Below are 12,564 nucleotides of genomic sequence, written 5' to 3' on the forward strand. Positions count from 1 at the left end.
CTGATTGCGCCGATTGCAATGGACGAAGGGCTGCGGTTTGCGATCCGTGAAGGCGGCAGAACAGTTGGCGCAGGCGTGGTTGCTAAGATCATAGAGTAGTTCGAGTTAAAAGGTATTAATTAGGTAGTTTAGGTAGTTGAGTTGATCTGAGAGATTGGTTTAGAATTTAGTCATAGTCGACTGTAGTGAATTGTATCCCATGTTAAGAAGGCCAGTAGCTCAATTGGCAGAGCGTCGGTCTCCAAAACCGAAGGTTGGGGGTTCGATGCCCTCCTGGCCTGCCAAATTTAACCACATGTTTTTCTCTCAAGTCTGCTTCATAATTAAATAAAGAACGTGAAGGGTTCTTAAGCGTGAACAAATTAAAGCTTGGACTGGTATTTATTTTTATTTTAACCGGTATCGTCGGATTTACCTACTTGAGTGAAAGTGCGATGGTGATTCGTGTGTTATCGGTGCTAACAGGACTATTGTTAGCAGCATTTGTGGGACGCTATACAACGCAAGGACAGAATTTTTACGCGTTTTGTAGGGAATCATCCGAAGAGACAAAAAAAGTTGTATGGCCGAATCGCAAGGAAACATTGCAAACATCAGGTATAGTTTTTGCGTTTGTAGTTGCAATGGCGTTGTTTCTGTGGCTAATTGATGCGGCGCTGATGTCTATCGTTAGGTTGATGATGGACCAGGATGTCTGATTGCGCATTCTTCAGAGAATAAAATGAGTAAAAAATGGTATGTGGTGCATGCGTATTCTGGGTTCGAGAAGAGTGTGCAGCGCGCGTTGGTCGACCGCATAAACAGAGCGGGTATGCAGGATAATTTTGGACGTATACTGGTCCCGGTTGAAGAGGTGGTTGAAATGAAGGGCGGCCAGAAAAACATCAGTGAGCGAAAATTTTTTCCCGGTTATGTGTTGGTTGAAATGGAAATGTCAGATGAAACATGGCATCTAGTCAAAAATACCGACAAAGTGACTGGCTTTGTTGGTGGTTCCGTAATGAAACCGACACCAATCAGTCAAAAGGAAGTTGATAACATACTTCATCAGATTCAGGAAGGTATTGAAAAACCCAAACCCAAGATTCTGTTTGAGATGGGAGAGGCAGTGCGTGTTAAAGACGGTCCGTTTACAGATTTTCACGGTAATGTGGAAGACGTGAATTATGAAAAGAACAAGCTCAGGGTGTCTGTTTCCATTTTTGGGAGGCCAACGCCGGTTGAACTGGATTTTAATCAGGTGGAAAAGTCTTAGCACATTGGTACAGCGGCGCAAGTTACCATATATCATCGTTGTTTCAACATATCAAATTAAATAAATAGTATTAACAGGGGAGAGTTCTTTGCTCGTAAGCACCCAATTAGGAGAACGTCAGTGGCAAAAAAAATTGTAGGTTATATTAAATTGCAGGTTCCGGCAGGAAAAGCCAATCCGAGTCCACCCATCGGTCCGGCACTTGGGCAACGACAATTGAATATAATGGAGTTCTGTAAGGCATTTAATGCGGCAACCCAGAAATTAGAACCGGGTTTGCCAGTTCCCGTTGTGATTACGGCGTATGCAGATAAAAGCTTTACTTTTGTAATGAAAACGACGCCTGCATCCGTGCTTATTAAGAAAGCAGCTGGAATAGGAAAAGGCAGCGCCAGGCCACATGTAGATAAGGTGGGCAAATTAAGCAGAAGTCAGGCTGAGGAAATCGCTAAGACCAAAATGCCTGATTTAACTGCAGCAGACATGGATGCTGCAGTGCGAACAGTTGCAGGCAGTGCGAGAAGTATGGGCATTGAGGTCGAGGGTATATAAAAATGGCGCGTACATCCAATCGTTATAAAGGTATTTCAGATAAAGTGGACCGTAATAAGCTTTACATGCTTGATGAAGCATTAGGTTTGATTAAAAAAACGGCCAATGCGAAATTTGATGAATCAATCGACGTTGCGGTCAATCTGGGAATTGACGTAAAAAAATCAGATCAAGCGGTGCGCGGTGCTGTTGTTCTGCCGGCTGGAACGGGGAAAACTGTCAGGGTTGCGGTTTTTACGCAAGGTGATAATGCAAAAGCAGCAGAAGAAGCGGGTGCGGATATTGTTGGATTTGATGATTTGGCTGCTGAAGTTAAAGCAGGGAACATAAATTTTGATGTAGCCATTGCAACACCAGATGCCATGCGTGTTGTAGGACAGCTTGGACAGATTCTCGGTCCGCGCAGTTTAATGCCTAATCCGAAAGTTGGCACTGTAACAACAGATGTGGCTGCAGCAGTAAAAAATGCGAAAGCAGGACAGGTACAGTTTCGCGCAGATAAGACTGGTATCGTACATTGTACAATCGGTCGAGCATCGTTTGATATCGAAGCATTAAAGAAGAATCTTGCTGCATTGGTTGACGCCTTGAACAAAGCTAAGCCGGCAACTTCAAAGGGCGCTTATCTTAGGCGTGTTTCAGTGTCCAGCACTATGGGTATTGGTGTGCGCGTGGATCAAACTACTATAGTGCAGCAATAACTAACTTTGGGTCACCTGATTGTTTTTATTTAAAAATAAAACTGTCGGGTGGATTATCAAAGACCGTTGGGGCGAATATTTGTAAATGCTTAAATTCGAATGAGCATGGTGTTGTTAAACCAAGTTTATCGGGCCCAACGCAGATGGTGTCCCAAAACAGGAACATTTCCTGGTTAAAGGTCGCCAGTGTGGTAGTCAGATGTCAATCACAATAGTGCTTGATTGAATCTGAACACCGCTTTTACTGATGGAGAATAAACCTTGAGTCTTAATCTTGAAGAAAAAAAAGCCATCGTGGCAGAAGTCAGCGCGCAAGTTGCAAACGCGCAGGCTATTATCATGGCTGAGTATCGAGGAATGGAAGTTGGACAAATGACGCAATTGCGAGCGAAAGCACGTGAGGCAAACATTTATTTCCGTGTTATTAAAAATTCATTGGTTCGACGTGCGGTAGCAGATACACCTTATGCAGAACTTGCAGAACATATGGTTGGTCCGCTTGCGTATGGTATCAGTACGGATCCGGTTGCTGCCGCCAAGGTTTTGCATGAATTTTCAAAAGAAAATGAAAAGTTCGTGATAAAAATTGGCGCAATGGGTGAGAATGTTATGTCTCGAGAAGAGGTTACTGCATTGGCAGCACTTCCAAGTCGCGAAGAACTGCTCTCCAAATTGTTGGGCACAATGCAAGCGCCAATTGCCAAGTTTGTACAAACACTGAATGAAGTGCCTGCAAAATTTGTACGTGGTCTGGCAGCAGTTCGTGACAATAAATAACTTTTCAACTTCCTATCTAAATACCCACAGTTAAAAATTTATCAGCTTATAACCAGGAGAAAATAATGGCAGTAACCAAAGATGAAATTTTAGATGCAATAGCAAACATGACGGTGCTCGAATTGTCGGAATTAATTAAAGAAATGGAAGAAAAGTTCGGTGTTTCAGCTGCTGCAGCCGTTGCAGTAGCTGCGCCAGCTGGCGGTGGTGACGGCGGAGGAGCGGCGGCCGCAGAGCAAACCGAATTCACCGTTGTACTGACTGCCGCAGGCTCAAGCAAAGTGAATGTAATTAAAGTTGTAAGAGCGGTAACGGGTCTGGGATTGAAAGAGGCTAAAGACTTGGTTGACGGTGCGCCAAAACCGGTCAAGGAAAGTATCTCGAAAGAAGATGCTGAAGCTATTCAAAAACAATTGACCGAAGCGGGTGCAACCTGCGAAATCAAATAATACGATTGTTTGACGTAACGAGGCTGGCAGCAATTTCCGCTGTCAGCCTTTAGTGTTTCATTTGTCTGGTGTTTTAAAATTCGTCAACTAAAGAGTTTTCCATAGTTCTTTATTCTTCTCCCGGAGAAAATTAATGGGTTATTCGTTTACTGAGAAAAAGCGTATCCGTAAAAGTTTTGCTAAACGGGATAGTGTATTGCCTATTCCCTTTCTTCTCTCAACTCAGCTCGAATCCTATGCCTCTTTTTTACAAGAGCATACGCCAATTAATAAACGAAAAGATCAGGGCCTGCAGGCTGCATTTAATTCAATTTTTCCTATTGAGAGCCACACCAAAAATGCGCGCCTGGATTTTATTAGTTACGAACTAGGCGCGCCGGTATTTGATGTAAAAGAATGTCAGCAGCGCGGATTGACCTATGCATCATCATTACGTGCAAAAGTAAGATTGACGATCATGGATAAGGAAACATCCAAACCAACTGTCAAGGAAGTAAAAGAACAGGAGGTTTATATGGGTGAAATCCCTTTGATGACCAATACGGGATCGTTTGTCATTAATGGAACAGAGCGTGTTATTGTCTCTCAGCTTCACCGTTCGCCAGGCGTGTTTTTTGAGCATGATCGCGGAAAAACCCATTCCTCGGGGAAACTGCTATTTTCGGCGCGCATTATTCCCTACCGTGGATCATGGCTTGATTTCGAGTTTGATCCGAAGGATTGTCTGTATTTCAGAATCGACCGTCGCCGCAAAATGCCTGTGACCACGTTGCTTAAAGCAATTGGTTACACGGTTGAAGAAATCCTTCAGGAGTTTTTTATTTTTGATGGTTTTTCTTTCAGTAAAAATACCATTTCGTTTGATCTTGTGCCCGAACGTTTGCGTGGTGAAGTGGCCAGCTTTGATATAAAAACCAGCGATAATAAGGTTATCGTTCAAAAGAATAAAAGAATAACGGCAAGGCATATACGTGAATTGCAGGAAGCCAAGTTGAACCAACTCCAAGTGCCAGAAGAATTTTTACTTGGCAGGATACTTGCACATAACGTTGTTGACCAAAAAACTGGTGAAATCATCGCATCAGTCAATGATGAGATTACGGATGTCCTGCTGGAAAAATTCAGGGAAGAGAATGTTCGTAAAATCAATACATTGTATGTCAATGACCTGAACTATGGTCCCTATATTTCTCAGACGCTTAAGATCGACGAAACAATAGACGAAACAACTGCGCAGGTTGCTATCTACCGAATGATGCGCCCAGGAGAGCCGCCCACTGAAGATGCCGTTAAGGCATTGTTCGGAGGGTTGTTTTATTCGCCAGAACGGTATGATTTATCTGTTGTGGGTAGAATGAAATTTAACCGGCGTGTAGGGCGTGATGAACTGACTGGGCCGCAAACATTATCAAATGAAGATATCGTTGCAGTAATTAAAATTCTTGTAGAGTTGCGCAATGGCCGGGGAGAAATTGATGATATCGACCATTTAGGCAATCGTCGTGTTCGATCAGTAGGTGAATTGGCTGAAAACCAGTTCAGATCTGGTTTGGTGCGTGTTGAACGTGCCGTGAAAGAGCGGTTGAGTCAGGCCGAATCAGAAAATTTAATGCCGCATGATCTAATCAATGCTAAGCCGGTATCTGCTGCTGCACGTGAATTTTTTGGCTCCAGTCAATTATCACAATTTATGGATCAGACGAACCCGCTATCTGAAATCACGCACAAACGCCGGATATCGGCTTTGGGTCCGGGTGGTTTGACGCGTGAGCGCGCTGGTTTTGAAGTGCGAGACGTGCATCCCACGCATTATGGCCGGGTTTGTCCAATTGAGACACCTGAAGGGCCTAATATCGGCTTGATCAATTCGCTCGCATTGTATGCGCGCACCAACGAGTACGGGTTTATAGAAACCCCTTATCGGAAGGTTCTAGACAGTCGTGTTACCGATGAAATTCATTATCTCTCGGCGATTGAAGAAGGCAAGTTTATCATAGCGCAGGCTAATGCAGAGCTTGATAAAGACGGCAAGTTTATCAGTGAAATGATATCTTGCCGGCATAAAAATGAATTCACGCTTTCTTCTCCCGAACGTATCGAGCACGTCGATGTGGCACCAGCGCAAATTGTGTCAGTGGCGGCATCTCTCATACCGTTCCTGGAGCATGATGATGCAAACCGGGCATTAATGGGGTCTAATATGCAGCGTCAGGCTGTACCTTGTTTGCGTGCAGAGAAGCCATTAGTCGGCACGGGAATTGAACGAGTCGTGGCAGTTCATTCTGGCACAACCGTGCGTGCAGATCGTGGTGGTATTGTCGACTATGTGGATGCAAGTCGGATCGTTGTGCGTGTTCATGATGCAGAAACGAGCGTTGGGGAAGTCGGTGTCGATATCTACAATTTGATCAAGTATACGCGCTCCAATCAAAATACAAATATTAATCAACGTCCTCTTGTTAATACCGGCGACCAAATTAAAAAAGGCGATGTAATTGCGGATGGAGCTTCGACTGATATGGGCGAATTGGCATTGGGTCAGAATATGCTCGTGGCTTTTATGCCATGGAATGGGTATAACTTTGAGGATTCAATTCTGATTTCAGAACGAATTGTATCAGAAGACCGTTTCACTTCGATACATATCGAAGAGCTCTCTGTTGTCAGCCGGGACACCAAATTAGGTACTGAAGAGATTACATCTGACATTCCGAATTTATCTGAGCAACAGTTAAGCCGTCTAGATGGATCCGGTATTGTTTATATCGGTGCGGAGGTTGAAGCAGGTGATGTTCTGGTTGGCAAAGTCACGCCTAAGGGCGAAACGCAATTAACACCTGAAGAAAAATTGTTGCGCGCGATTTTTGGTGAGAAAGCTTCGGATGTAAAGGATACGTCCTTACGGGTACCTTCAGGTATTTCAGGAACAGTTATTGATGTTCAGGTATTTACCCGGGAAGGTATCGAACGCGATAAACGTGCTCAGCAGATTATTGATGATGAACTCGATCGGTATAAGAAAGATCTGGCTGATCAAATGCGGATTGTCGAGGAAGATGCATTTGAACGAATAGAACGATTGCTTACCGGTAAAGCAGCTACGGGTGGCCCGCAGAAAATTAAAAAAGGAACAGCAATCACAACTGAATATTTAAGAAGTATTGATCCTCATTTTTGGTTTGATATCCGTTTGTCAGACGAAGATGCCAGTGTTCAACTAGAACAGATGCGTGAAAGTATGGCGCTAAAGCGCAAAGCATTTGATGAGGCATTCGAGGAGAAAAAGAAAAAACTCACACAAGGCGATGAACTGCCGCCTGGTGTACAGAAAATGGTGAAGATATACATTGCCGTGAAAAGACGCTTGCAACCAGGGGATAAAATGGCTGGCCGGCATGGTAATAAAGGTGTTATTTCCAAAATAGTACCGTTGGAAGACATGCCTTACATGGCTGACGGAACACCGGTGGATGTTGTCTTAAATCCGTTAGGCGTGCCATCACGTATGAATGTTGGGCAGATTCTAGAAGTCCATTTAGGATGGGCGGCTAAAGGATTGGGTAAGAAGATTGAAGAAATGCTGCAGGAACAAAAAAGCGCAGCTGAGTTAAAAGCATTTTTGGATAGAATTTATAATAAAAGCGGGAAACAGGAAGCAATTGATTCTTTAAACAGTGAGGAAGTTATTTCGCTGGCACAAAATTTAACGCAAGGTGTTCCGTTTGCAACGCCTGTCTTTGACGGGGCGACTGAGGATGAAATCAAAAACATGCTCGAACTCGCTGATTTGCCAAGATCGGGTCAAATAGCACTTTTTGATGGACGAACCGGAGAAGCGTTTGACCGACCTGTGACAGTTGGGTATATGCATGTCTTGAAGCTTCACCATCTGGTTGACGATAAAATGCATGCACGCTCGACAGGGCCATATAGCCTGGTTACGCAACAGCCGTTAGGCGGTAAAGCACAATTTGGTGGCCAGCGGTTCGGTGAGATGGAAGTCTGGGCGTTGGAGGCTTATGGTGCTGCCTATACATTACAGGAAATGCTCACTGTCAAATCTGATGATGTGACGGGGCGAACAAAAGTTTATGAAAGCATCGTCAAAGGAGATCATAAAATTGATGCAGGCATGCCGGAATCATTTAATGTGCTGGTAAAAGAAATACGCTCGTTGGGAATGGATATTGATCTGGAACAAGATTAATCGCTAAAACTTCTGAAGGAGCAGCATCCTGAAAATTAAGTTTTTTCCATAAGTGTGAAAGCTGCAAGTATCCAATAATTGTTATTGCCCCCTGAAAAACAGGAGTGACAAATGAAAGCACTGCTAGATTTATTTAAACAGGTTAGCCACAAAGAAGAATTCGATGCAATACGGATCGGCCTTGCATCGCCGGAGAAAATTCGTTCATGGTCATATGGTGAAGTTAAAAAGCCTGAGACTATTAATTATCGTACATTCAAGCCCGAAAGAGACGGTCTTTTTTGTGCCAAGATCTTTGGCCCTATTAAAGATTATGAATGCTTATGTGGCAAATATAAGCGGCTCAAACATCGCGGTGTAATTTGTGAAAAATGTGGTGTTGAAGTGACATTATCCAAAGTACGGCGTGAGCGTATGGGTCATATTGAACTGGCATCGCCCGTTGCGCATATATGGTTTTTAAAGTCATTGCCTTCCCGTCTGGGTATGGTCTTGGACATGACACTACGTGACATTGAGCGCATTCTTTATTTTGAAGCGTACGTCGTAACAGATCCAGGCATGACGTCATTGACGCGCTGTCAACTGTTGACTGAAGATGACTATTTGGCGAAAACTGAAGAATACGGTGATGATTTCAGTGCCGCTATGGGTGCTGAAGCCGTGCGGAATTTATTGGCGAGTCTTGATATTAATGAAGAAATTGAAAACCTGCGCCGTGAGATGGAGAGTACAGGTTCAGAAACCAAAATAAAAAAAATATCGAAACGTCTGAAAGTTCTGGAGGCATTTAATAAATCGGGCATTAAACCTCAATGGATGATTTTATCCGTTTTGCCCGTATTGCCTCCAGATCTACGGCCGCTGGTACCATTAGATGGCGGTCGATTTGCAACATCGGATTTAAATGATCTTTACCGGCGAGTGATTAACCGGAACAATCGTTTAAAGCGCCTGCTGGAGTTAAAGGCGCCCGAGATTATTGTCAGAAACGAAAAGCGCATGCTGCAGGAATCTGTTGATTCATTGCTGGATAATGGCCGAAGGGGTAAAGCAATGACTGGCGCAAACAAGCGTGCGTTGAAGTCGCTGGCTGATATGATCAAAGGCAAGGGTGGCCGCTTCCGCCAAAATTTGCTGGGCAAACGTGTGGATTATTCCGGCCGTTCTGTTATTGTTGTTGGACCGCAGCTCAAACTGCATCAATGTGGTCTGCCCAAGAAAATGGCGCTTGAATTATTTAAGCCTTTTATATTCAATAGGCTGGAAGTGATGGGTATTGCCAGCACGATCAAAGCAGCTAAGCGTGAGGTGGAAAGTGAGAGTCCTGTCGTTTGGGATATTCTCGAAGAAGTAATCCGCGAACACCCAGTGATGCTCAATCGCGCACCGACACTTCATCGTCTTGGGATTCAGGCGTTTGAACCAGTATTGATAGAAGGTAAAGCCATTCAATTGCATCCTTTAGTCTGCGCAGCATTTAATGCCGATTTTGACGGGGATCAAATGGCGGTACATGTGCCATTATCGCTAGAAGCACAAATGGAATGCCGTACCCTAATGATGTCAACCAATAATGTATTATCGCCTGCAAATGGCGAGCCCATTATTGTCCCTTCTCAGGATATTGTGTTGGGACTGTATTACACAACACGTGAAAAAATTGGTGCCCGAGGAGAAGGTATGTTCTTTTCCGATATCAGTGAAGTGTCACGCGCCTATGAAAGTAGACAGGTGGAATTAAATGCAAAAATTAATGTGCGTATTAAGGAAATGGTTACGGATGCTGATGGTGAACAACGCGAAAAAATAACACGTTATGAGACAACTGTGGGGCGTACGCTGTTGTTTGAAAATTTTCCACCTGGACTACCCTTTTCATTATTGAACAAAACGCTTAAGAAAAAGGAAATATCCAAACTTATCAACGCTAGCTTTCGTCGCAGTGGATTGCGGGAAACTGTTATTTTTGCGGATAAGCTCATGTATGCCGGTTTTAGCTACGCTACCAAAGCCGGTATTTCAATTTGTGCGGATGACATGCTGATACCTAAGCAGAAAAGTGATCTGATTGCTGCTGCAGAGCAGGAAGTGAAGGAAATTGAAGGACAGTATACATCCGGTTTAGTAACCCAAGGAGAGCGTTATAACAAAGTTGTAGACATCTGGGGGCGTGCCGGAGATCAAGTTGCCAAAGCCATGATGGAACAATTGGGAGTTGAGCGAGTGTTTGATCAGCAAGCAGGCAAGATGAAAGTCGACAAGTTTGGTAATGAAGTGCTGCAGGAATCGTTTAATTCGATCTATATGATGGCTGATTCCGGGGCTCGGGGTTCGGCTGCCCAGATACGACAGCTGTCCGGTATGCGTGGTTTAATGGCAAAACCTGATGGTTCTATTATTGAGACGCCCATTACGGCAAATTTCCGCGAAGGCTTGAATGTTTTACAGTATTTTATTTCTACGCACGGTGCGCGTAAAGGGCTGGCGGATACCGCGCTTAAAACAGCAAACTCTGGTTATTTAACGCGTCGCTTAGTTGATGTCACGCAAGATCTGGTGGTAACAGAGGAAGATTGTAATACGGTTGACGGTGTCAATATGAAAGCACTCATTGAAGGCGGTGAAATCATAGAAGCGCTTCGTGAGCGCATACTCGGGCGTGTTCTTGTAAACGATGTGGTCAATCCTGAAAATCAGGAACTACTCTATCCTACCGGGACTCTGCTGGACGAAATAGCCGTTGACCTTATTGAATCATATGGAATTGATGAAGTAAAAGTACGTACGCCGTTGACATGTGAAACACGTTATGGTTTATGTGCGAAATGTTATGGCAGAGACTTGGGTCGTGGATCACTTGTAAATGTCGGTGAGGCTGTTGGTGTAATAGCGGCACAATCTATTGGTGAGCCAGGTACGCAATTAACCATGCGCACATTCCATATTGGTGGTGCTGCATCAAGAACAGCAGTTGCGAGCCAAGTGGAAAGTAAATCAAGTGGCATCGTGCAATATTCTTCCACAATGCGTTATGTTACCAACGCCCAGAATGAACTGATCGCAATTTCACGAAGCGGCGAAGTAATTATTACCGATGAAAACGGCCGTGAACGTGAACGCCATCGGGCACCTTATGGGGCAACTTTGCTGGTGCGTGATGGTGAAAGTATCAAAGCGGGGCAGACATTGACAACCTGGGATCCGCATACACGTCCAATCATCACAGAATATACTGGTAAAGTACGCTTTGAAAATGTTGAAGAAGGCGTTACGGTTGCAAAGCAAATTGACGAAGTGACTGGTTTATCAACACTTGTTGTTATTGATCCAAAAAGACGGGGTGTTATGCAATCCAAGGGATTACGACCATTGGTTAAGTTTCTTGACGATGATAGTCAGGAAATCAAAATTGCGGGAAGTAATCAACCGGTCAGTATTACTTTCCAAATTGGCTGTATTATCACAGTTCGCGATGGTCAACAAGTGAGTGTGGGTGAAGTTATCGCACGTATTCCGCAAGAAACTTCTAAGACCAGAGATATTACGGGTGGTTTGCCACGTGTTGCAGAATTGTTTGAAGCTCGCTCGCCAAAAGATGCAGGCGTGCTGGCAGAAGTGACTGGTAATGTTTCATTCGGAAAGGATACTAAAGGTAAGCAACGTCTCGTTATAACTGACCTGGAAGGTATTGCTCATGAATACTTGATTCCCAAAGACAAACATGTGATGGCGCATGATGGACAGGTTGTAAACAAAGGAGAAGTGATTGTTGATGGGCCTGCAGATCCACGTGATATTCTGAGGCTGCAGGGTGTTGAGGCGCTAGCACGTTATATCACTGACGAAGTGCAAGATGTTTACCGGTTACAAGGTGTAAAAATCAATGACAAACATATTGAGGTGATCGTGCGTCAAATGCTTAGAAGAGTGCAAGTCATGAACTCAGGTGATTCGTCTTTCATACAGGGAGAACAGGTTGAACGCGCAGACTTGCTAAATGAAAATGAGCGGTTGATTGTTGAGAAAAAAATGTCGGCAACATATGAATATATGCTTCTTGGCATTACAAAAGCTTCTTTGTCGACCGACTCGTTCATATCTGCGGCTTCATTCCAGGAAACGACACGAGTCCTGACTGAAGCTGCTATTATGGGTAAAAAAGATGAATTAAGAGGGTTAAAGGAGAATGTAATCGTTGGTCGGCTAATTCCCGCAGGAACAGGGCTTTCATTCCACAATACACGAAAAAAACAAAATGTGCTTCCTGATTTGGCTGAAGATGTAACTATAACAAGCGAAAGTAATGAACAGACTATTTAATATGCTTAAAATAGTAAATGAACCTTTCCAAATCGCTTAAGGAGTTGTTCATAAATAACTGTAACACCTGGATCGCATCCGGCGAGCACACTGCGGCGTTGTTCGTCGTCGCCGCCATAGCTTGTGCTATGGCTCATTCTCCCGCCTTGCATTGCATTCCGTCAGACGCGTCCAATTGTCACACTTATTTATTCGCGGCTCCTAACTTGACAGTCTGAACATGACTGAGTAGTCTTTGTTGGAGTTTTAGAGGATTGAACGTGGTGAGGCGGGCTGAATAGTGTGATAATGCGGGGAGGC

The 12,564-nt window shown here is 44.1% G+C and carries 9 protein-coding genes, 1 tRNA gene and 1 pseudogene; 10 read left to right on the forward strand and 1 reads right to left on the reverse strand.

Annotated elements, in window-relative coordinates:
• The 10 genes and pseudogenes from BMY60_RS13660 to rpoC form a co-directional block, all read left to right on the forward strand.
• Positions 1 to 99 (forward strand): annotated as a pseudogene (locus BMY60_RS13660) (elongation factor Tu); the annotation flags it as partial.
• Between the two features lie 109 nt (positions 100 to 208).
• Positions 209 to 284, forward strand: a tRNA-Trp gene (locus BMY60_RS13665).
• A gap of 69 nt (positions 285 to 353) precedes the next feature.
• Positions 354 to 698: a preprotein translocase subunit SecE gene (gene secE / locus BMY60_RS13670; protein WP_090334376.1), complete on the forward strand. Its 345-nt coding sequence runs from the start codon at positions 354 to 356 to the stop codon at positions 696 to 698.
• Positions 699 to 721: 23 nt separating this feature from the next.
• Complete coding sequence (nusG, locus tag BMY60_RS13675; protein ID WP_090334377.1) at positions 722 to 1,255, forward strand: transcription termination/antitermination protein NusG; 534 nt, start codon at positions 722 to 724, stop codon at positions 1,253 to 1,255.
• A gap of 120 nt (positions 1,256 to 1,375) precedes the next feature.
• Positions 1,376 to 1,807, forward strand: coding sequence for a 50S ribosomal protein L11 (rplK, locus tag BMY60_RS13680; protein WP_090334379.1), 432 nt, complete (start codon positions 1,376 to 1,378; stop codon positions 1,805 to 1,807).
• Positions 1,808 to 1,809: 2 nt separating this feature from the next.
• Entirely contained in the window at positions 1,810 to 2,508 is a 699-nt protein-coding gene (rplA, locus tag BMY60_RS13685; RefSeq protein WP_090334380.1) for a 50S ribosomal protein L1, read from the forward strand.
• Between the two features lie 261 nt (positions 2,509 to 2,769).
• Positions 2,770 to 3,285, forward strand: coding sequence for a 50S ribosomal protein L10 (gene rplJ / locus BMY60_RS13690; RefSeq protein WP_090334382.1), 516 nt, complete (start codon positions 2,770 to 2,772; stop codon positions 3,283 to 3,285).
• Positions 3,286 to 3,350: 65 nt separating this feature from the next.
• Complete coding sequence (rplL, locus tag BMY60_RS13695) at positions 3,351 to 3,734, forward strand: 50S ribosomal protein L7/L12 (protein ID WP_090334383.1); 384 nt, start codon at positions 3,351 to 3,353, stop codon at positions 3,732 to 3,734.
• A gap of 133 nt (positions 3,735 to 3,867) precedes the next feature.
• Positions 3,868 to 7,941 carry a DNA-directed RNA polymerase subunit beta gene (gene rpoB / locus BMY60_RS13700; RefSeq protein WP_090334385.1) on the forward strand — a complete coding sequence of 1,358 codons (4,074 nt, stop codon included), beginning with the start codon at positions 3,868 to 3,870 and terminating at the stop codon, positions 7,939 to 7,941.
• A 111-nt stretch (positions 7,942 to 8,052) separates the two neighbouring features.
• The gene (gene rpoC / locus BMY60_RS13705) at positions 8,053 to 12,264 is read left to right on the forward strand and encodes a DNA-directed RNA polymerase subunit beta' (protein ID WP_090334387.1); all 4,212 of its coding nucleotides are present in this window, start codon (positions 8,053 to 8,055) and stop codon (positions 12,262 to 12,264) included.
• Between the two features lie 5 nt (positions 12,265 to 12,269).
• Here the strand turns inward: rpoC and BMY60_RS16405 are convergent, their stop codons facing one another.
• Positions 12,270 to 12,401 (reverse strand): hypothetical protein, encoded by a 132-nt coding sequence (locus tag BMY60_RS16405; protein ID WP_256250857.1) that lies wholly within the window; start codon positions 12,399 to 12,401, stop codon positions 12,270 to 12,272.
• Between the last annotated feature and the right edge of the window lie 163 nt (positions 12,402 to 12,564).

Origin of the sequence: Nitrosomonas sp. Nm51, from assembly GCF_900111165.1 — a bacterium.
GTDB lineage: Bacteria > Pseudomonadota > Gammaproteobacteria > Burkholderiales > Nitrosomonadaceae > Nitrosomonas.